Origin of the sequence: Aquirhabdus parva (genome assembly GCF_003351745.1) — a bacterium.
In the GTDB taxonomy this organism is placed as follows: Bacteria; Pseudomonadota; Gammaproteobacteria; order Pseudomonadales; family Moraxellaceae; genus Aquirhabdus; species Aquirhabdus parva.
On sequence record NZ_CP031222.1, the window covers coordinates 795,917 to 816,391 of the forward strand.

The 20,475-nt window shown below is 47.3% G+C and carries 15 protein-coding genes and 4 pseudogenes; 15 read left to right on the forward strand and 4 right to left on the reverse strand.

Features of this window, described 5'->3' with window-relative positions; genetic code table 11:
- The first annotated feature begins 24 nt into the window (after window positions 1-24).
- The 5 genes from HYN46_RS03540 to HYN46_RS03560 all read left to right on the forward strand — a co-directional run bounded on the left by HYN46_RS03540 (window position 25) and on the right by HYN46_RS03560 (window position 6,131).
- Window positions 25-528: a RidA family protein gene (locus HYN46_RS03540; RefSeq protein WP_114898127.1), complete on the forward strand. Its 504-nt coding sequence runs from the start codon at window positions 25-27 to the stop codon at window positions 526-528.
- 214 nt (window positions 529-742) lie between these two features.
- The gene (locus HYN46_RS03545; protein WP_228254877.1) at window positions 743-3,151 is read left to right on the forward strand and encodes a TonB-dependent receptor; all 2,409 of its coding nucleotides are present in this window, start codon (window positions 743-745) and stop codon (window positions 3,149-3,151) included.
- Window positions 3,152-3,153: 2 nt separating this feature from the next.
- A complete protein-coding gene (locus tag HYN46_RS03550) occupies window positions 3,154-4,494 on the forward strand; it encodes a dipeptidase (RefSeq protein ID WP_228254878.1) in 1,341 nt (446 codons plus the stop codon).
- A gap of 120 nt (window positions 4,495-4,614) precedes the next feature.
- Window positions 4,615-5,553, forward strand: coding sequence for a tRNA 2-thiocytidine(32) synthetase TtcA (ttcA, locus tag HYN46_RS03555; RefSeq protein WP_114900576.1), 939 nt, complete (start codon window positions 4,615-4,617; stop codon window positions 5,551-5,553).
- 101 nt (window positions 5,554-5,654) lie between these two features.
- A complete protein-coding gene (locus HYN46_RS03560; protein ID WP_114898128.1) occupies window positions 5,655-6,131 on the forward strand; it encodes a YbaK/EbsC family protein in 477 nt (158 codons plus the stop codon).
- A 15-nt stretch (window positions 6,132-6,146) separates the two neighbouring features.
- Here the strand turns inward: HYN46_RS03560 and HYN46_RS03565 are convergent, their stop codons facing one another.
- Window positions 6,147-6,743, reverse strand: coding sequence for a TetR/AcrR family transcriptional regulator (locus HYN46_RS03565; protein ID WP_114898129.1), 597 nt, complete (start codon window positions 6,741-6,743; stop codon window positions 6,147-6,149).
- Between the two features lie 410 nt (window positions 6,744-7,153).
- Here HYN46_RS03565 and HYN46_RS03570 point away from each other — a divergent pair.
- The 8 genes and pseudogenes from HYN46_RS03570 to HYN46_RS17600 all read left to right on the forward strand — a co-directional run.
- A pseudogene (locus HYN46_RS03570) lies at window positions 7,154-8,356 on the forward strand (acyclic terpene utilization AtuA family protein); the annotation flags it as partial.
- A 177-nt stretch (window positions 8,357-8,533) separates the two neighbouring features.
- A pseudogene (locus HYN46_RS17650) lies at window positions 8,534-8,869 on the forward strand (AtuA-related protein); the annotation flags it as partial.
- A 62-nt stretch (window positions 8,870-8,931) separates the two neighbouring features.
- The gene (locus HYN46_RS03575; RefSeq protein ID WP_114900578.1) at window positions 8,932-9,801 is read left to right on the forward strand and encodes an SDR family oxidoreductase; all 870 of its coding nucleotides are present in this window, start codon (window positions 8,932-8,934) and stop codon (window positions 9,799-9,801) included.
- A 72-nt stretch (window positions 9,802-9,873) separates the two neighbouring features.
- The gene (locus HYN46_RS03580; protein ID WP_114898130.1) at window positions 9,874-11,487 is read left to right on the forward strand and encodes an acyl-CoA carboxylase subunit beta; all 1,614 of its coding nucleotides are present in this window, start codon (window positions 9,874-9,876) and stop codon (window positions 11,485-11,487) included.
- 74 nt (window positions 11,488-11,561) lie between these two features.
- Window positions 11,562-12,719 carry an acyl-CoA dehydrogenase family protein gene (locus HYN46_RS03585; protein ID WP_114898131.1) on the forward strand — a complete coding sequence of 386 codons (1,158 nt, stop codon included), beginning with the start codon at window positions 11,562-11,564 and terminating at the stop codon, window positions 12,717-12,719.
- Between the two features lie 53 nt (window positions 12,720-12,772).
- Window positions 12,773-13,582 (forward strand): enoyl-CoA hydratase/isomerase family protein, encoded by an 810-nt coding sequence (locus tag HYN46_RS03590; RefSeq protein WP_114898132.1) that lies wholly within the window; start codon window positions 12,773-12,775, stop codon window positions 13,580-13,582.
- A 97-nt stretch (window positions 13,583-13,679) separates the two neighbouring features.
- Window positions 13,680-15,087 (forward strand): annotated as a pseudogene (locus tag HYN46_RS03595) (acetyl-CoA carboxylase biotin carboxylase subunit); the annotation flags it as partial.
- 170 nt (window positions 15,088-15,257) lie between these two features.
- Window positions 15,258-15,623 (forward strand): annotated as a pseudogene (locus tag HYN46_RS17600) (acetyl-CoA carboxylase biotin carboxyl carrier protein subunit); the annotation flags it as partial.
- A 78-nt stretch (window positions 15,624-15,701) separates the two neighbouring features.
- Here the strand turns inward: HYN46_RS17600 and HYN46_RS03600 are convergent.
- Both HYN46_RS03600 and HYN46_RS03605 read right to left on the reverse strand, forming a co-directional pair.
- Window positions 15,702-15,947 carry an RNA recognition motif domain-containing protein gene (locus HYN46_RS03600; RefSeq protein WP_114898134.1) on the reverse strand — a complete coding sequence of 82 codons (246 nt, stop codon included), beginning with the start codon at window positions 15,945-15,947 and terminating at the stop codon, window positions 15,702-15,704.
- A 201-nt stretch (window positions 15,948-16,148) separates the two neighbouring features.
- Window positions 16,149-16,454 (reverse strand): VF530 family protein, encoded by a 306-nt coding sequence (locus tag HYN46_RS03605; protein WP_114898135.1) that lies wholly within the window; start codon window positions 16,452-16,454, stop codon window positions 16,149-16,151.
- Window positions 16,455-16,523: 69 nt separating this feature from the next.
- Here HYN46_RS03605 and HYN46_RS03610 point away from each other — a divergent pair, with 69 nt between their 5' ends.
- A complete protein-coding gene (locus HYN46_RS03610; RefSeq protein WP_114898136.1) occupies window positions 16,524-17,687 on the forward strand; it encodes an isovaleryl-CoA dehydrogenase in 1,164 nt (387 codons plus the stop codon).
- 53 nt (window positions 17,688-17,740) lie between these two features.
- On the opposite strand, the gene tcuC is transcribed toward HYN46_RS03610, so the two are convergent.
- The gene (tcuC, locus tag HYN46_RS03615; RefSeq protein ID WP_114898137.1) at window positions 17,741-19,036 is read right to left on the reverse strand and encodes an MFS transporter; all 1,296 of its coding nucleotides are present in this window, start codon (window positions 19,034-19,036) and stop codon (window positions 17,741-17,743) included.
- A 334-nt stretch (window positions 19,037-19,370) separates the two neighbouring features.
- Between tcuC and HYN46_RS03620 the strand changes: the two genes are divergently transcribed.
- Window positions 19,371-20,414 (forward strand): AraC family transcriptional regulator, encoded by a 1,044-nt coding sequence (locus HYN46_RS03620; protein WP_210009344.1) that lies wholly within the window; start codon window positions 19,371-19,373, stop codon window positions 20,412-20,414.
- Window positions 20,415-20,475 lie beyond the last annotated feature (61 nt).

The window sequence follows — 20,475 nt, forward strand, 5'->3', positions numbered from 1 at the left end:
TATCACAATACAATGAGGTGATGTATGAGTTCGCTTACAGGTTTAACACGATACCCATTTCCTGCAAACGATGAGGAAGTGGCGCACGCACAAGGACCACAAGCTGGTGATCAGGTTATTGCGAAGTCAGGGACGTTACCGTTTTTGTTAGCGACAGGGGTCGCAACGACTCAAGAAATTATCTTTTTAAGCGGGCATACGCCTCCGGTGATTAATCCGTCGGCAGCACTGGATAGCATTGAGGCCTTTGGTGATACTCGTGTGCAAACGATCGGCGTCTTTGAGGAGCTCCAAAAATCGTTAGCACAATTAGGCTTAACGTTTGCAAACTTGGTCAAGCTGCAAGTCTTTTTGGTGGGTGATCCTGCCTTACAGGGTCGTATGGACAATGAGGGCTTTTCATCAGCCTATGCAGAGTTTTTTGGCACGCGTGAGCAACCACATTTAGTGTCGCGAACACGGGTTCAGGTGGTCAGTCTGGTTAATCCCGGTTGGTTAGTTGAAATTGAGGCAGTTGCAGCGCGCTAACTTCTGCTCCGCCTAATCTGATCCTCATGAGGACTTCGTTATCCGAAGTCCATCTCATATCTTCGTTTTATATTTAGCATATTCAGTTAGGCACAACATTTTTATGATTTAAATTATGTTTAATTTTTATATAAACTAACATTAATAATGTATTTTATTTATATTATTGGTAACGATAGCATGAGAACATTCAGATCATCATTGGGGTAGATGAATGTCACATGTTATTGAGTCATTAGATAGAAATAACCAAATTTTAAGCGTTAAACGGCGAAAATATTTGTGGTTGATGGTAGCGAGTGTATTGAGTAGTACTCAGTATTGTGCGGCAGAAGCCAATAACCCAGATTCAACATCAAGTCAGGGCCGCACCATCATCAACGATTCGCCACCTTCAGATTCAAACGCTGACCAGTCTGTAAATGATAATGCGGTTGTGGTTGTTGGGCGACGCGTCACTGATGCGAGTCTAGCGATTGGATTCAATCAAAATCACAATACCAGTGCGATAACGCAAAAAGCTTTGCTCTCTGCACCGGCAGGAATTTCAGGTTTGAAGATGTTGGAATCGCTGCCTGGATTTAATGTGCAATCCAATGATGCGCTAGGCTTATATGAATTTGGCAACTCGGTCTCGGTGCGCGCGTTTAATTTTCAGCAAATCGGTTTTGTGGTTGATGGCATTCCATTGGGGCGCAGTGATCAGTTTGGTGGCAGCCCTATTTTTCGTTATGTGGACAATGAAAATACCGCTCGGGTCGTGGCGTCAACGGGTACAGGGGATGTTTCTGCACCCAGTTATGCATCATTAGGTCCGATAGTTGAATATACGACAACCAATCCTGCTAAAAAATCTGGTGCCACAGTGTCAGAAACGCTTGGGAGCGACAATCTCAGACGCAGTTTTGTGAAGCTGGAGTCGGGTGAGTATGATGGGCTCTCCGCGTATGCGAGCTTCTCGAAAATCAATTCAGATCTTTGGCGTGGTGCAGGAACAATCGATCGGAAGCATGCGGAAGGAAAGGTTCGCTTTCAAAGTGATTCTGGACATGATCTGACTTTTAAAGTCGTTTATAACGATTTCTATGATCATGACGTGCCTAGCGTGACGTATGCGCAATATTTAGGTCAGGCAAATGATCCCTTTGGTCGTTCAGGACGTGATTTTGGTTATCTGGGAGAGGTGCCTAATTTACCAGTGACGGTGCCAAACATTAAATATAGCAACCCGAACTATAATCAATATTATCAGCAGGCCATTAATCAGCGTCACGACGTGCTCTATGGATTGTCAGATCAGTTTGATGTGACATCGAATATCAAAAACGTGACGACATTGTATTATGAAGATAAGGAGGGCTACGGAGTATCCCCCGAAGCCTATGCGACATCCCTAAAAAACTATACGGCCGAAAAAAATATCATCCAAGGTTTGTATGCCCCTCAAGGTTTACAATATGGTTTGTCGACCATCTCAGGCGATCGGTGGGGTGGGCGCACGGCGTTCGTGTGGAATGCAGGTGCTCATCAGGTTGAGGCGGGTGCGTGGCTTGAACGCGACGAGTATCATCGGACGCAGGCGCGCTATAACTTAGAGGGTGGCAACCCTGCGGGCGAGCCATTGCTCAATCAACCTGTACATTTACAGCGCGACTACCAGTCGACGCGAGATACGTTGCAACTTAATTTGAAAGATACATGGTCGTTGCTTGCCGATCGGCTGAAACTTGATTTTGGGGTTAAAAGCCTGAATCTGGATTATGATATTCATGGTTTCCGCAATCCCAATGATTATATCAATCAGCGCCAACCGACTTTGAGTGCCTCATGGGTTAACCATTTTCTTCCGCAAATTGGTGCGGTCTATAACCTGACCCCACATACACAGGCGTTTGGTTCATGGTCCAAGACTTTGGCACTGCCGCGTAGTGCAGATGATGTTTTCTCGCAATCAGGACCCACTGTTCCGACACCAGAAGCTGAAACTGCCCAAAATTTTGAATTGGGTTATCGAATTAATCAATCCACTTATAACCTTTCACTGGCCAGTTATTTCACCCAGTTTGATCATCGTATCCAGCCCTATGCGTCCCCTGTGCCCGGTAGTACAACCACAGAAACGTGGTATCAGAACATCGGAACAACGAATGCCTATGGTCTGGAGTTTACGGGTCGCTGGAAGCCAGAACTCTTGAATAATCGTGTCGTATTGAGTAGTAACCTAAGCTATAACGTTGCGCGGTTGAAGGACAATTTACCGACTCTGACCATTGCGGATAATCGTATGCCCGACAGTCCGACTTGGATTGCACAGCTTGCGGCGACGTATGAAGTCAATCCTTGGGCGGTGGTCAATGTCTCTACACGCTATCTTGGCAAGCGCTACACCAATTTGACCAATAGTGAAACCGTGCCTTCATTTTCAGTCGTGAATGCTTATGTGGATTTAGGTTATGACAGTTTTAAGATAGGCGCACTCAGTCATATCAAGCTAAGATTCAATGTGGATAATTTATTCGATAAGCGCTATCTCGGCACGATATACACAACGGTCAATACGCCTGCGACTTTCCTGCCGGGTCCTGCACGCACGCTACAAGCGACCTTGACCGCGAGATTCTGATCATGAGCCTTTTTACGCTAAGCTTTAATACACGTATGTTTCGACGAACAGATCTGTTTGCGATGTTGATTATTGCGATGTCAGCATCTCTGTCCTATGCCGAATCCTCTGACTTACCAGAGACTCAAGCTAATCCACTATTTACCCATTTGGCTCCCTCGCAAGAGGTTTCCACACCTACGGAGCTAGAGAAAAAAGCAGCAAAGATACATGCTGGACTGTTGACCCTCGATACGCATCTGGATACCGCAATGCAATTGGCACGTCCGGGTTGGGATGTTTTGTCTCGGCATACTTATGAATCAGACTTTTCACAGATTGACTTAAGGCGAATGCAAGAAGGCGGATTAAAAGGCGGTTTTTGGGCGATCTATACGCCTCAAGGTCCACGGACTTTGGAGGGCAATGCCTTAGCCGCTGAGCATGGTTTAGCAACGGCAGCACGAATTAGAGATCTGACGCTAAGATACCCTAACCAATTCGGACTGGCCCTGCGTGCTGATGATGCAGCCAAGATTGCGGCGAGCGGCCGCAGCGTGGTGTTCTTGAGTATGGAAAACGCTGCACCGCTGAGCAATGACCCAGCCCTGTTAGGGATGTTCCAGCGTTTAGGTCTCCGCATGTTGGGCCTTGTCCATACCAAGAATAATGATTTTGCCGACTCATCCACGGATAAACCAGAGTGGCACGGCTTGAGTCCTGCAGGGAAGAAGCTCATTACTGCGGCGAATTGTCAGGGGCTTGTGATCGATGTGTCCCATGCCTCGGATGATGTCTTTGATCAAGCGTTAGAATTGTCTGCGACTCCGATTATCGCATCGCATTCCGGCAGTAAAGCCATCTTTGATCACCCAAGGAATTTAGATGATGCACGGATAGTTAAGCTTGCCAATAAAGGCGGTGTGATTCAGATCAATAGTTTTAAGACTTATCTTGCGCCGGTTGAAAAAGATCCTGTGCGTGGTGCCGTGCAAGAGCAGATATACGCTAATTTCAATGTCTTTGGAACGTTAACCGCAGACAAAACGAAAACCTTAGCCGCGACATATGCTGAACTCAATCAAAAGATTCCTCCAGCAACCAAACCCGATTTTGAAGACTTTATGCAGCATTTATTGCATGTCCTAAAACTGGTCGGACCTCAACATGTGGGTATTGGTGCGGATTGGGATGGCGGTGGGGGCGTTCCCGGCCTTGAAGATGTGTCTAAACTGCCGAAGATCACTGCGCGTTTATTGGCTGCGGGGTATAGTGAAAAAGACCTTCGTCAGATCTGGGGTGAGAATGTCTTGCGTGTTTTACGTAATGCCGAACAGTATGCCGCGACATGCAAACCGTCTTAAAGCGTCTACACATGAAGTCCTAGGTTCATGGCGTGCTGATTTTAGCGCTGGACTGAATTATCCAAAAATCGCTAAAATATCGCCTCATTTTTTAGGCTGATCTTTGTGCGGGTGGGTGCGATGGATGATTTAATCGTTGATGGTGTGGCCTCAATTGAAGGGTCCGATTCTGACGTGTCGGCTTTATCGCGCGTGCCGTTTTTTAATCCCGATGCACCCACCACCACCGCATTTCTCAAGCTACAAAAAAAGCTCCGTAAGCAAGTTGGCGAAGCTATCAAAGATTTCAACATGATCGAAGAGGGCGATAAGGTTATGGTGTGCCTGTCAGGCGGTAAAGACAGCTATACCATGCTCGATATTCTATTGTTTCTACAAAGCATTGCACCAATTCGCTTTGAGATTGTTGCGGTCAACATGGATCAGAAGCAGCCTGACTTCCCTGAGCATATCCTGCCGGAGTATCTATCCAAGCGAAATATTCCGTATTACATCCTAGAAAAAGATACCTACAGCATCGTCAAACAACTCACACCAGAAGGAAAGACCTTTTGTGCAGTGTGCTCTCGTTTACGTCGTGGGTCGCTGTATGGTTTTGCGCAGCAAATCGGCGCGACCAAAGTGGCTTTGGGACATCATCGGGATGACATCGTTGCGACGTTTTTCCTTAATCTGTTTCATGGCGGAACGCTCAAAGCCATGCCACCCAAATTGAAATCGGACGATGGCAAAAATATTGTCATTCGTCCGCTTGCGTATGTCGCTGAAAAGGACATCATCAAATACGCAGCCCAAAGCCAGTTTCCCATTATCCCGTGTAATCTGTGCGGCAGTCAGACCAATCTACAACGGGCGGTAGTGAATAACATGCTGCGCGATTGGGACCTTGAGCATCCTAAGCGTTTGGCCAGTATTTTTACGGCCTTGCAGAACGTCCATCCCTCACAGCTTGCTGATCGCGAGATGTTTGACTTTGAGTCATTGCGTGCCGACGTTACAGAGGAGAGCTGTGCGATTGATGACAAGCGTCTGGATGTGGTGAATTTAACCTTGGCCTAATTGCTCCGTATCTGGGCTGAGATACATTTCTTGACGGATAGTGGGTTGCACCTAAGTTCGTGGTCGATATGATTGAGAAGTTCGTCATGAGAGTGAAAAACATGCCTTTGAGTCCACGCGCACAGCAATTTCAAGACTTTCTATACGAGCAAGGCCATGAATTTACTGTGCTTGAACTGCCGGAATCGACGCGGACGGCGGACGATGCGGCATCGGCACTGCAGTGTAGGAAAGAACAAATCATTAAGTCGCTCATCTTCCGTACGGTTGAAACGAAGCGTCCTGTCCTGGTTCTTGCTAGTGGTTCTAACCGTGTGAACGAGAAGATCATTGCCCAGTGCGTTGATGAGAAAATCGAAAAAGCCGATGCGGATTTTGTGAGAAACGTGACTGGCTTTGCGATAGGCGGTGTGCCGCCAGTCGGTCATGATAGTCCTCTGACAGTCTTTGTTGATGAAGACTTGTTGCAGTTTGATGAAACTTGGGCCGCGGCAGGTACGCCGAATGCGGTCTTTAAGATCACGGGTTTATTGACGAAAATCCTTCCTCAACATACCGTCTTAAGCATTAAAAAATAACTTCTACCTGTGGGTTTACTGACCGAGTGCCATCGCCAGCGTAATCTCCGTCAGTTCTTCCAGTGAAATCCGCCCGTTAGGCTTATACCAAAGTGCCGTGCCAAAGGTTGCACCACTGATCAGGCGTCGCCAGATAAACGTGTCGTGATGGACGTGTCCTTGTTGTTTTAAGTCCTCTAATACGTTTAGCCATAAGGTCTCGTATTCTTGCCGCATGGCGAGCAGGGGTTCTTGCTGAGCGCGTGAAATGGCGTTCCACTCATACACCAAGACCGCCATCGCATTACTGGTATTACCATTAATCGATTCCAGCTCCGCCCGGATCAATCCTTTTAGTCGTTCAGCAGCAGTCTGACCAACTTCTATCGCAAGCTTCATTTGCGCCAGATTATAAATAATCGCTTCTTCCATCACGGCACACAGAATGTCGTCTTTCGTCTTGAAATGATGAAATAAGCTGCCCGATTGAATCCCTACAATTTGTGCAAGTTCGCGTACGGTGGTCCGTGCATAGCCTTGTTCATGGAAAAGGTACGCCGCAGCGCGCAATACTCGCCCACGAGGGCTATCATCCATCCCCCCAATCAAAGGAAGGTGCTCTAGCAATTGCATGACTGCTGGGTCATTCACGTCATCATTACCTATAAAGTTGGTCGTTAGACAGTAGAATATTTCGTCTATAAAACAAATAAAGTCAAAATGTTAAGTACTAATTTTTGATAAAAAGTCCATTCGTAAAACGGGATCTAAATCGAAAATTTAGTGGTGAATTCTAACAGTTTACAACCTCATTCATAAAAATTATTACATATCTGGCTTTACAAACCAAGCGCTTGCTTGGTAACTTATCGTAAAGCAAAACAAACTCAAATCAGTCCAAAGAAGGAAGTTTGCACGTGAATGATATTCGAGCTATTCCTGAACACGAGTCTCAAGCTGCATCGCCAGATCAACAGCGCGTCGTACGCATTGGATGTGCCTCAGGATTCTGGGGCGATACCAACACAGCAGCCTTTCAGTTGGTGCATCAGGCGCAGATTGACTATCTCGTATTTGATTATCTGTCCGAAGTTACGATGTCGATCATGGCGCGTGCCAAACTCAAAGACCCTTCCCAAGGCTACGCTCATGATTTCGTCACACGCGTGATGGAACCTTTGCTGAAATCGATTGCCAAGAAAAAAATCAAAGTCGTCAGCAATGCTGGCGGTATCAATCCATTATCGTGTCGTGATGCGCTGGTTAAACTCATCAATGATGCGGGATTGGATCTTAAAGTTGCCGTAGTGTTGGGCGACGATTTGATGGCTGAGCAAGAAACCCTGCGTACCTCAGGAGTGACCGAGATGTTTACTGGTCAAGCAATGCCTGAGCAGATGACCAGTATCAATGCCTACCTCGGTGCAGTCCCTATTCGTGATGCTTTAACTGCTGGTGCAGATATCGTCATTACAGGGCGCGTTGTTGATTCCGCTGTGGTGATTGGCCCGCTCATGCATGAGTTTGGTTGGGGCGTGGAAGATTACGATCATCTCGCACAAGCGGCTCTTGCAGGTCATGTGATTGAGTGTGGTGCGCAGTGTACAGGCGGGAACTATACCGATTGGGAAGATGTTCCCGGTTACGACAATATGGGCTTTCCGATTGCTGAAGTGTCTGCGGATGGTTCATTTGTGATTAGCAAGCCAGAAGGAACAGGCGGCTTGATCAACTTGGGAACCATTGGTGAGCAAATCGTTTACGAGATCAATGATCCTCAGTCGTATATTCTTCCTGACGTGATCGCTGATTTTAGTCATGTACAGCTTAAGCAAGTGGGTGAGAACCGCGTTCAACTGACGGGTGCCCGCGGTCGTGCACCAACGACGCAGTACAAAGTCAGCGCAACTTATGCGGATGGTTATCGTGTACTGGTCAGCTTTGTGATCGCAGGGATTGATGCAAAGCGTAAAGCAGAAAAAGTTTCGCAAGCGATTCTAGATAAATGTGAGCGTGTCTTGGCGCTGCGCGGTGTGATGGGTTTTACTGAGAAATCGGTGGAATATATCGGTACAGAAAGTACCTATGGTCCTCATGGTCGTCGCTCTGATAGCCGTGAAGTTGCCGTCAAAATTGCAGTCAGCCATCCCTATCAGCAAGCCTGTATGTTCTTAGCCTCTGAAATTGCTCAAGCCTCGACAGGTATGGCACCAGGCCTCGCAGGCATCATGGGCGGTCGTCCTAAAGTATCACCCGTGGTCAAACTCTTTTCTTTCCTCATTGATAAATCGCACTGCACGGTTGAACTGGATATCAATGGCATCCGTCAAGTGACTGATATCCCAACGGGTGTCAAACATGAGCCACTTGCACCGATTAGCGCAGGCGATATTGCCGATCTCATACAGGCTAAAAATTTGGTGACAGTGCCACTGATCAAAGTTGCACATGCACGCAGTGGCGATAAGGGTAATGCATCGAATATCGGTGTGCTTGCCCGTCGCCCTGAATACCTTCCTTGGATTAGAGCTTCGGTCAATGAACAGACGGTCGCTGAGTATATGGCACATGTTCTTGATGGTGCGAACAGTCGTGTCCGTCGCTTTGAACTTCCGGGTCTAAACGCAATGAACTTTTTTCTCGAAAATGCTCTGGGCGGCGGTGGAATGGCGAGTTTACGCATTGACCCGCAAGGCAAGGCGCTGGCACAGCAGTTATTGGAAATCCCTGTTCAGATACCTGCGGATTTATTGAAATAACTCTAAACCGATTTTCTATATACAAGCCATGAATTAATTTGAAATATAACGGAATGAAAACGATGTCATACAGTTCAATCTTTCGATCAGATGCATTTGCAGGAAAAGTGATCATTGTTACGGGTGGTGGTTCGGGTATCGGTCGTTGTACCGCGCATGAGCTTGCAGCACTAGGTGCACAGGTGATCATTACCGGACGCAAACCTGAAAAACTGGACGCCATTAGTGCTGAAATTGCAGGAGATGGCGGCAAGGTCAAAGGTTTTGTCTGTGATATTCGCCAAGAAGAACAGGTCAAAGCGACGATTGCCGCTGTGATTGCAGAGTTTGGTCGCATTGATGGCCTGTTTAATAACGCTGGCGGTCAGTTTCCTGCTGCACTGGAGTCCATTTCATTCAATGGTTTTGATTCGGTGATTCGTAATAACTTACACGGCACGTTCTTGATGATGCGCGAAGTCTATAACCAGTGGATGGGTGCAAACGGCGGCAGTATCGTCAATATGACAGCCGATATGTGGGGCGGTATGCCGGGGATGGGGCATTCCGGCGCTGCGCGAGCAGGGGTGGACAACCTGACCAAGACCGCTGCGATTGAGTGGGCCAAGTCGGGTGTGCGTGTCAACGCCGTAGCACCGGGCTGGATTATGTCATCGGGTATGGATACATACCAAGGTGCATTCCGCGCCATGATCCCCATGCTGGCGGAAAAAGTGCCGCTAAAGCGCATGGGTACAGAGTCTGAAGTCTCCTCAGTGACTTGTTTCTTACTCTCTGAGGCTGCTGCGTTTGTGAGCGGCGTGACCATTCGGATTGATGGTGCTGCATCACTGGGGACGCCAATGTATCCCTTGGTCGATGCCAAGAACAATGCACCATTCAATGGCTTCCATCGTGCATTTATTCCTGATGTGTTGAAAAAAGACGCTTGATACCGATATGAAAGCATTCAAAAACGGTCAACAAACGGTCAATAAAGTCAGGAAAATAGAGAGTAAAAGATAATGGCGATTCTTGAAACAGCACTTGATCCAAGCAGTCCTCAATTTGCGGCGAACCGTGAGTTTGTTGAAAAGTCTATTGCGGCCATGCGCACCATTCAGCAAAAGGTGATTGATAAATCGTTTGCTGCAAAACCAAAATTTGAAAAGCGTGGGCAGATTTTGCCTCATGAACGTGTGCGTTTATTACTGGATGCGGGAACGCCTTTTGTTGAGTTACTCGGTCTTGTCGGTTACGGCATGTATGACGACAAGGATGGCTCAGATGCAGGAGGAGGCATCATTGCCGGGATTGGTTTTGTCAATGGCATGCGCTGCATGGTCACGGCCAGTAATAGCGCGATCAAGGGTGGTACGATTTCTCCTGCAGGGATGATCAAGACGCTCCGTCTTCATGAAATTATTAAAGAAAATAAACTGCCAGTGATTTGTTTAACGGAAAGTGGTGGTGCAAATCTGAATTACGGCGGCGAGATTTTTGTCAATGCAGGTCGGACTTTTGCTAATCAAGCGCGTCTTTCAGCAATGGGTATTCCGCAAATTTCTGTGGTGCACGGAAATGCGACTGCAGGCGGTGCGTATCAACCAGGTTTGTCGGATTACATCATTGTGATTCGTAAGCGTACGCAAATGTTTTTGGCAGGTCCGCCATTATTGCTGGCTGCAACAGGTGAAGTGGCCAATGGTGAGGACTTGGGTGGTGCAGAGATGCATGCCATGGTTGCGGGCACTGCAGAATATCTCGCTGAGAATGACGCGGATGGTATTCGTCAGGCACGCGATATTGTCGAGATGTTGAACTGGAAAGAACAAACGGCATCGACACCGACACAATATTTAGAGCCGCGTTATCCGATTGAAAACCTCTATGGTTTGATTCCTGCCGATATCAAACAGCCGCTGGATATGAAAGAAGTGATTGCTCATATCGTGGATGATTCAGACTTTCTGGAGTTCAAACAAGAGTTTGATGCCATGACTGTTTGTGGTTGGGCAAAAATGGGCGGCATGATGGTCGGTATCATTACCAACAATGGCCCAATCACAGTCCAAGGCGCGACCAAAACCGCGCAGTTTATTCACCTTTGTGAACAGACACGTCGACCTTTGTTGTTTTTGCACAATACCACGGGCTTTATCGTTGGCACTGACGCAGAACAGAACGGTATCGTCAAGCATGGTTCAAAACTGATTCAGGCTGTTGCCAATGCAACCGTGCCTAAAATTTCAGTGATCGTTGGTGGATCCTATGGTGCAGGCAACTACGCCATGTGTGGTCGTGCACTTTCTCCCAATTTCTTGTTTGCATGGCCCAGTTCACGTACAGCAGTGATGGGTGGGGCACAAGCGGGCAAAGTGATGCGGATTGTTGCCGAAGAGAAGCAGCGATCAACAGGGCAGGAGCCAAATGAGCAAATGCTCGATTTCATTGAGCAAAGTACAGCGGCAAAGCTGGATGAGCAGACGACCGCGCTTTACAACACCGCACATGGTCATGATGACGGTCTCATTGATCCCCGTGATACACGCAATGTCTTAATCTTTGTATTACAAACAATTTTTGAAGCAGAGAAACGTCAGCTCAATCCAATCAGTTTTGGGGCATCAAGGTTCTAAGGCGCGTGGAATCCATCGAAAGCCTGAATTATTTTTTAACGTATTTTTGCATATTCGAATAAAAGGAATGAGTCATGAAATTTACCGCGGAACATGAAGCCTTACGCCGTGCCACGACCCAGTTTGTCGAAAAAGAAATTAACCCCTATGTGGCGGAGTGGGAGGCGGCAGGTCGTTTTCCCATGCACGAAGTCTTTAAAAAGATGGGTGATCTTGGGCTACTAGGAATCTGTAAACCCGTTGAAAATGGTGGTTTAGGTTTAGATTACTCATACAACCTTGTCGTTGCTGAAGCACTTGGGCGTATCAATTGCGGCGGCGTTCCGTTGGCGATTGGCGTGCAAACTGATATGGCAACACCAGCATTAGCACGTTTTGGCAGTCCTGAACTGCGGGAAAAATTTCTGACCAAAGCGATTGCGGGTGAATACATTGCATCGATCGCGGTGTCTGAACCGCATGCAGGATCGGATGTAGCTGCGATTAAAACGACTGCGGTAAAAGACGGGGATGATTACATCATCAACGGCACCAAAATGTGGATCACCAATTCGGTACAGTCTGATTTCCTGTGCTTATTGGCCAATACCTCTGACGGTAAACCGCATAGCAATAAATCCATGATCATTGTACCGACCAATACCCCTGGTGTTACCCGTTCTGAGCCATTGGACAAATTGGGGATGCGCTCAACAGAAACATGCCAGCTCTTCTTTGACAATGTCCGCGTACCGCAAAGCAATTTGGTGGGTGCTGAGGGCATGGGCTTCATGATGCAGATGATGCAGTTTCAGGAAGAGCGCTTATGGGCAGCTGCAAATTCTTTGGGTGGTATGGAGCGCTGTATTGAGGCAACAATTGAGTATTGCCGTCAACGTAGTACCTTTGGCCAGCCACTGATTGATAACCAAGTGGTGCATTTCCGTCTAGCGGAGCTGCAAAGCGAAGTGGAAGCCTTACGTGCATTGACCTATCAAGCGTGTGAGCTCCACATTGCGGGTGAAAATGTGACGAAGCTTGCCTCCATGGCAAAACTGAAATCGGGTCGTTTAACCCGCGAAGTCGCCGATAGTTGCCTACAATACTGGGGTGGTATGGGCTTTATGTGGGATAACCCAGCATCGCAACTGTATCGTGATGGCCGTTTAGGCTCAATCGGTGGTGGTGCCGATGAGATCATGCTGGGCATCATTTGCAAGTTGATGGATATTTTACCCGGTAAGAAAAAGTAATCACTGAAGCACGATTGGATTTCCCTTGATTAAGATTTATACGAGTAAATGCTATGACTCTGCCAGAAACGCAAACCCTGATTCTTGAACAACAAGGCGCGATTTTGCATGTGCGCTTGAACCGTCCTGATGCGCGCAATGCCATGAGTCAGTTGATGGTGACTGAGCTGATTGAACTCTTCACTGCTCTTGCTCACAGTGAAACGATTCGTGGTGTTGTGCTTCGCGGTGAAGGCGGCAACTTCTGTTCAGGTGGCGATATCAAGGATATGTCGAATCTGAGGTTGTTGGCCAATCAGGAGGGTTCTAATGCTGCCTATGTTGCGTTCAATCGCGGCTTTGGCACATTGATTAATCTGGTTAATCAAGCGCCGCAAGTGGTCGTTGCGGTACTAGAAGGAGCTGTGCTTGGCGGCGGTTTTGGTCTTGCGTGTGTGTCAGATGTGGCATTGTGTCTGGATAGCGCAAAGTTTGGTCTACCTGAAACGGGTCTGGGCGTGATTCCTGCGCAGATTGCGCCTTTTGTCGTGCAGCGCATCGGATTAACGCAAGCTCGTCGTTTGGCACTCCTGGGCAATCGTTTCGGCGGTGCAGAAGCCTATCGGATTGGTTTAGTCCATGAACTCTTTAGCAGTGTAGACGCATTGAATGCGGCGATTGATGAAGTCGTTGGGCAAATCCGTCGCACAGCACCCAAAGCCAGTCGTGTGACCAAGTCCATTTTGCATCGTGTGGGACATGTGCCATTAGATACCTTACTGGATGATGTGGCGGTTCAGTTTGCTGAGGCTGTGTCGGGTAGTGAAGGGCTAGAGGGCACCATGGCTTTTGTTCAGAAGCGTCTGCCGACTTGGGCTGAATAACCATTGGTTTAACATATGACCCTTTCCGAACCGCGTTCATCAGGAAAGGGATTTTTAGATAAAAACAACTTTTCAAATTTTGTTGCACGGAGGCCGTATGGCATTTACCAAAGTCCTGATCGCAAACCGCGGCGAGATCGCAGTGCGTGTCATGCGCACTGCCAAAGCCTTGGGCTACCGTACTGTTGCAGTGTATTCCGAAGCTGATGCCAATGCATTGCATGTGCAGTTTGCGGATGAGGCCGTCTGTATCGGGCCCGCGAAGGTTTCTGATTCATATTTACGTGTGGATCATATTTTAGATGCCGCGAAGAAAACGGGCGCTGATGCGATCCATCCGGGCTATGGTTTTTTATCTGAAAATGCAGCTTTTGCCAAAGCCTGTGTTGAAGCAGGGATTACCTTTATTGGTCCAACACCTGCGGCCATTGAACTGATGGGCAGTAAACGTTTGTCCAAAATCGCCATGTTAGAGGCTAATGTGCCATGTATTCCCGGCTATCAAGGGGGCAATCAGGATCTCGACAATCTGATTGCTGAAGGTAAGAAAATTGGTTTCCCGCTGATGGTGAAGGCTTCTGCGGGTGGCGGTGGCCGTGGGATGCGTTTGGTACATCAAGAAAGTGAATTGAAGTCATCGCTTGAGACTGCGCAATCGGAAGCCCTAAATGCGTTTGGCTCCAGTGAGATGATTCTGGAGCGTGCAGTGATTGCTCCGCGCCATGTTGAAATTCAAGTGTTTGGAGATACCCATGGCAATCATGTCTATCTGTTTGAGCGTGATTGCTCTATTCAACGCCGTAACCAAAAAGTCGTCGAAGAAGCCCCATGCCCGGTGATGACGCCTGATCTACGCAAGCGCATGGGCGAGGCGGCTGTTGCGGCAGCCAAGTCTTGTGATTATGTCGGAGCGGGTACGGTCGAGTTCTTGCTCGATAGCCAAGGCAACTTTTATTTCTTGGAAATGAATACCCGCTTGCAAGTTGAACATCCCGTAACGGAGTTGATTACGGGGCTGGATCTGGTCGAGTGGCAATTACGCGTTGCAAATGGGGAAACACTGCCGCTTGCACAAGAAGAACTGACGCTGACAGGCCATGCAGTTGAAGTCCGTCTCTATGCGGAAGACCCAGGCGTGGACTTCCTGCCGCAAACGGGTGAAATTCTGCTTTGGCAACCCACTGACCTGCCGAATGTGCGTGTGGATCATGGCATGACTAGTCTCGGCGAAGTCAGCCCACATTATGATCCGATGATTGCCAAAGTCATTGCCTATGGTAAAACGCGGACTGATGCAGTGCGTTTACTCGCGCGAGCATTGCAAGATACTGTGCTTTTGGGGGTAAACAGCAACAAGCAGTTTTTAGTCAATCTTTTGCAAAACCCAGTGCTGGTTTCAGGTGATACCAATACCGCATTTATTACGGAGCATTTTGCACAAGACGTTAGTCTCAAGCCTGCTGTGGCATCCCATGAAGCCTTGGCGGTTGCGGCCAGTTTGTTTGTTCATAAAGCTTCGCAAAGCGGTTGGCACACGGGGATTGCGCCTGCTATTCCGTTGAAGCTGCAGGTTGGTGAACAACTGCATAAGTTAGCTATAGATCAAGATAGCTCGCATTTCTCTTTACAGCATGAAGGTCAAACTGAAGGCTTAGAGATTATATCCCGTCATGAAAACCGACTGGTTTATGTCTGGCAGGGCGTTCGTAAGTCTGTAGCTTATGTTCATGTGGATGACACGCTCTACTTAGATATGGCAAATGGCAATCTCACCATTGTCGATGTGACTCACGCGCCACCCGCCAGTAGCATCGATGCTGGTGATGGTCAGATTCGCGCACCGATGAATGGAGCGGTAGTGAATATTCTTGTGGCGGAAGGGGAGACCGTGGTCAAAGATCAGACTTTGGTGATCTTAGAAGCAATGAAAATTCAACAGCAGATCAAAGCGAACTGTGATGGTGTAGTGGGTGCGATTTCTGCTCATGTGGGATTGCAGGTTAAGAAACGACAAGTGCTGTTAGTTATTAATGCAGATTGAGGCAAGTGGCTACATGTAGTTAGACGACAGCATTGATGAGAATTGATGATGCTGTCGTGCTCAGGGATGTAATTCTAGTTATTTTGGCGTTTCTTCGGCTTCTTTGACACGGATTACACTGCCGGCAATACGTTTGGTATTTAAGCGTTTAATTGCTGTGCGGGCTTCATAAAGTGGCATTTCGATGAAGCCAAAACCTTTGGATTTGCCGGTTTCCTTGTCCATGACCAAGGTGCAAGATTGCACGACACCGAACTCAGCAAATAGGGCTTTTAGCTCTTCTTCGGTGGTTTCACGAGAGAGGTTACGGGCAATGATTTTCATGGGAATGTCCAAAAGATTAAGCAAAAAGTTAAGCAATTTAAATATGTACAGTAAGAGCAGAGTGAATCGTATTGATGGGTAAGCATTTTAAGAAGCTATTGTAGCGTTTTTTGAAGGTGTACAGGTTATTTTAAGCGCATAGATTTTAGCCTTGGAGCAGACCCAAGGCGTAGATAAAAGTATTTTGGTACCGAGGGCTGATTAAATCGGATCTGAAGTTGAGGCGTGATTCAGGCGTTCACGCTCCAGCCAGACACCGTGACCATAGTCGACGTAGAAGTCTTCGACTTGTTTTCTGGCCCAAGGCGTGCGGCGTAAAAAGGTAAGGCTGGACTTGATACTGGGGTCAAAGGTAAAGCAACGGATATTAATAAAGTGGGCGAGCTCTTCCCAGCCATAAATCGAGACCAGTCGTTCGAGAATGATTGCCAGCGTTAGCCCGTGCAATGGGTCGTTCGACGCTTTATTGGATGGGGTAGATGTATTCTCGGGATTAGACGTTGTCATGGGTGTGCCATCAGATTCAGTTTGAATGGGTTATTTGTCATTGTTGCTCAATAAGGAAATAAATGCATTATGTATATCTCTAACTTTAACCACGATTTAGGTGAAGAAATTGTTGCCCTACGCGATATGGTGCGTCAATTCGCCCAACGCGAAATTGCACCTATTGCTCAAGAAATCGATAAAAATAATCATTTTCCGCTTGAGCTATGGCGCCAAATGGGTGATCTGGGGTTGCTCGGGATCACGGTTGAGGAAGAGTATGGCGGTGCAGGCCTTGGTTATTTGGCGCATGTTATTGTTTCAGAAGAAATTTCACGTGCTTCGGCTGCTGTGGGATTGTCGTATGGTGCTCACTCTAATCTATGTGTGAATCAGCTCCGCCGAAATGGTACTGAAGCACAAAAACGTCAATATTTGCCGAAACTCATTAGCGGCGAGCATATAGGTGCGCTTGCGATGTCGGAGCCGGAGGCAGGCTCCGATGTGGTGAGTATGAAACTACGTGCTGATTTACAGGGCGACCACTATGTGTTGAATGGCAACAAAATGTGGATCACCAACGGTCCAGATGCAGATGTGTTGATTGTCTATGCCAAAACAGATCTTGCAGCGAAATCACATGGGATAACCGCATTTATTATCGAAAAAAGTTTTGAGGGCTTTAGTACTGGTGAAAAGCTGGATAAGCTCGGACTGCGTGGCTCTAATACTTGTGAACTGATTTTCCGTGATTGCAAGGTGCCTGTCGCCAACGTGCTTGGCAAGCTAAATGGCGGGGTTAAGGTGCTGATGTCCGGTCTAGATTACGAGCGTATTTTAGTAGCAGGCGGACCGCTTGGCATCATGGCGGCAGCACTGGACGTGGTGGTGCCTTATATCCATGAGCGCAAGCAGTTTGGACAAGCCATTGGTGAGTTTCAATTGATGCAGGGTAAACTCGCTGATATGTATGTCGGGTATAACGCCTGTGCATCGTATTTATATGCCGTAGCCAAGGCAGCGGATCGCGGAGAGACCACTCGCAAAGATGCAGCCGGGGCAATCCTTTACGCCGCGGAGAAAGCCACATGGATGGCTGGCCAGGCGATTCAGGTCTTGGGAGGCAATGGTTATATCAATGACTATCCCGCTGGTCGCTTATGGCGTGATGCAAAGCTGTTTGAGATTGGTGCCGGGACGTCGGAAATTCGCCGAATGCTGATTGGACGTGAGCTGTTTGCTGAGACGAAATAATTCAAGACGATCAGATTTAAAAAGGGCGCATTTAGCGCCCTTTTTTGGTCATATCATTTTGCAAGCATAGTATTAGTTTGGATCATCTTGTTTTTTCTATACAGAATCAAGGTTGAAACCAAACCGCAGATGGCAGCGAATGTCATCCATAGTCCTGGCGAGGCTTTGTTGTTTGTTTCTCGAATCAGGAAGGTAGCGATAGTGGGCGTAAAGCCCCCAAAAATGGCCGTGGCTAAACTATAGGCCAATGAGAATCCTACCGTACGCACCTCGACAGGGATAATCTCTGTGAGGGCAACAACCATTGCACCATTATAACTGGCATAAAGAAAAGACAGCCATAATTCGACAATCAGCATGTTTTTAAAGGTGGGTATCGAAACCAACCATGACAATGCAGGGTAGGCAGTCAAAATCGTGAGAACGGTAAAAACCACGAGGAGGGGCTTCCGACCAATCCGATCGGACAACGCACCCATAATCGGTAACCAAATAAAATTAGAGATCCCGATACAAAACGTGACCAGCAGGGAATCTGTTGCGGACAGATTTAGCTGTGTTTCACCAAAAGTTGGGGTGTAGACGGTGATCAAATAAAATGAAACGGTGGTCATCGACACCATCATCATGCCAAGGATGATGAGCAACCCGTTGCTTTTCATCGATTGTACGATTTCCCGTAGATTCGGTTTGTGTTTACGCGCCATGAATTCTTCAGTCTCCTGTAAGGAGCGCCGGATTACAAACAGGATCGGTACGATCATACACCCTACAAAAAATGGAATGCGCCAGCCCCATTCGCTAATTTGTTCTGGGGATAGAGTTTGCTGGACGAGATATCCCAAAGTCGCAGCAACGATAATCGCGACTTGCTGACTCGCCGATTGCCAACTGACATAGAAACCTTTGTTACCGGGTGTAGCCATCTCGGATAAATAAACCGAGACACCGCCTAGTTCTACGCCAGCGGAGAATCCTTGCAGTAATCGACCAATCAGAACGAGGAATGGTGCAAAAAGCCCGATGGAGGCATAGCCGGGAACGAAGGCAATCAGCATCGTGCCCAGTGCCATCATACCCAGTGTCAAAATAAGTCCCTTACGTCGCCCGACTCGGTCAACATAAGAACCCAAAATGATCGCACCCAACGGACGCATGAGAAATCCAGCACCAAAGGTCATAAAGGTGAGGAGCAATGATGAGAAGGGGTCGTTTGTCGGGAAGAAAGTTTTTGCGATGTAGGTTGCGTAAAAACCAAAAACAAAAAAATCAAACATTTCTAAAAAGTTACCGCTAGTAACTCGAATCACAGTCGCGAATTTTGAGGAATGAGCTTGACCTGAATTCATGGCATTCTATTCCTTGTGCCTGATTAATGGGGGGGGATCACCATCAGAATGATGAGCGGGATGGTCAATCAAGCCATTAATCATAAAAGATTTGAACGAATGGTTTTGTGAGTAAATGCGGTGTTTTATAGAGAGCTTTGAAAATGACCACATAGAACCGCAGGAATACAGCGTTTACTGTCTTATTGATCTTTTTAATGAAAGGTTTTGATGGTTTGGGCAATATCACGAGAACCACAAACTGATATGATCATCTGCAATAACACCCAAACTTATGTTTCGCAGGGTCGCGAGAACATTATTTTTTAAAAATTAAGAATTGGCACAACCGATCATGGATTTATTCAAACAACGCGACATGCTACAGACGAGCTTAGCGGCAACGTATGCCAGCTATATGCTGCGTTTAGCGGAAAGTCGCGGTATAGAAGCTGAGCAATTGCTGGCCCATACCGATCTTATAGCCAGCACCCTATTGCAGCCTCAAGCGCGTATTTTTGCTTGGCAACAGGCAATCATTGTTCATAACCTGCTTAAACTCACCAATGATCCGAGTCTGGCGATTGAAATTGGCTTGCGGAGTAATCTCACTAAAGCGGGTTTTATTGGTTACGGTCTCATGAGCTGTGCAACACTCAGAGATGCGATTGAACTCGGCCGACGTTTTTTGCCGACTCAAGTGCCCTTTTTTAAACTCAGATTTGATGTCGAAAATGAAATGGCTGTTGTTACCGTGGAGGAGGCATTTCCGCTATGGCATTTTCGGACTTTTGCAATCGAGAACTTCTTGATTGAAGTTTCTGAAATTTTCCGTTCTTTGCTTGTCGGTCAATATACGCCAGGGAAATATCAACAGCTCCAGCTTTATTTTGATTATCCAGAGCCCGACTACTTTGCGGCCTATAAGGATCGTCTACCTAAACTTTATTTTAATCAAGCTGCCAATCAATTTCGCTTCTCGGCACGCATGCTGGATCAACCCATTAGTACGGCTAATCCTGCGATGGCGCAGTTAGTGATCAGTCAAGGCGAGTCTGAGCTTGCGCGATTAGGCTTGACTGAAAACTGGCTGGATCGTGTCCGTGCTTTGCTTGAGTGTCAAGCCGGGCAGTACCCTGACTTACCCAGCATTGCTGTTCAATTGCATCTGTCTGAAAGAACGTTCAAACGGAAACTTGCTGAGCAGAACTTAAGTTTTTCTGAATTGCTAGAAACGGTGATGCTACGTGATGCTTACGCTTTGCTTCAAAATTCGATGTTGAGTATTGATGAGGTTTCCCAACGTCTGGGCTATCAGGATCGCTCTAATTTTACCCGTGCATTCAAGCGTTGGACAGGACAGACACCAAGTGAGTATCGAACGACATTATCCGCGTAATCTGTGAATCCATTGGCCCAAAATGACACATAGATTGGCACAGGCTCCTCTCACGTGCATT

Excerpts from the sequence above, each read along its gene's own strand:
- HYN46_RS03620 (WP_210009344.1), top strand. The coding sequence starts at position 19,371 with ATGGATTTATTCAAACAACGCGACATGCTACAGACGAGCTTAGCGGCA.
- HYN46_RS03550 (WP_228254878.1), top strand. The coding sequence starts at position 3,154 with ATGAGCCTTTTTACGCTAAGCTTTAATACACGTATGTTTCGACGAACA.
- HYN46_RS03580 (WP_114898130.1), top strand. The coding sequence starts at position 9,874 with ATGGCGATTCTTGAAACAGCACTTGATCCAAGCAGTCCTCAATTTGCG.
- HYN46_RS03565 (WP_114898129.1), bottom strand. The coding sequence starts at position 6,743 with ATGCAATTGCTAGAGCACCTTCCTTTGATTGGGGGGATGGATGATAGC.
- HYN46_RS03540 (WP_114898127.1), top strand. The coding sequence starts at position 25 with ATGAGTTCGCTTACAGGTTTAACACGATACCCATTTCCTGCAAACGAT.
- HYN46_RS03610 (WP_114898136.1), top strand. The coding sequence starts at position 16,524 with ATGTATATCTCTAACTTTAACCACGATTTAGGTGAAGAAATTGTTGCC.
- ttcA (WP_114900576.1), top strand. The coding sequence starts at position 4,615 with ATGGATGATTTAATCGTTGATGGTGTGGCCTCAATTGAAGGGTCCGAT.
- HYN46_RS03600 (WP_114898134.1), bottom strand. The coding sequence starts at position 15,947 with ATGAAAATCATTGCCCGTAACCTCTCTCGTGAAACCACCGAAGAAGAG.
- HYN46_RS03560 (WP_114898128.1), top strand. The coding sequence starts at position 5,655 with ATGCCTTTGAGTCCACGCGCACAGCAATTTCAAGACTTTCTATACGAG.
- HYN46_RS03575 (WP_114900578.1), top strand. The coding sequence starts at position 8,932 with ATGTCATACAGTTCAATCTTTCGATCAGATGCATTTGCAGGAAAAGTG.
- HYN46_RS03590 (WP_114898132.1), top strand. The coding sequence starts at position 12,773 with ATGACTCTGCCAGAAACGCAAACCCTGATTCTTGAACAACAAGGCGCG.
- HYN46_RS03605 (WP_114898135.1), bottom strand. The coding sequence starts at position 16,454 with ATGACAACGTCTAATCCCGAGAATACATCTACCCCATCCAATAAAGCG.
- tcuC (WP_114898137.1), bottom strand. The coding sequence starts at position 19,036 with ATGAATTCAGGTCAAGCTCATTCCTCAAAATTCGCGACTGTGATTCGA.
- HYN46_RS03585 (WP_114898131.1), top strand. The coding sequence starts at position 11,562 with ATGAAATTTACCGCGGAACATGAAGCCTTACGCCGTGCCACGACCCAG.
- HYN46_RS03545 (WP_228254877.1), top strand. The coding sequence starts at position 743 with ATGTCACATGTTATTGAGTCATTAGATAGAAATAACCAAATTTTAAGC.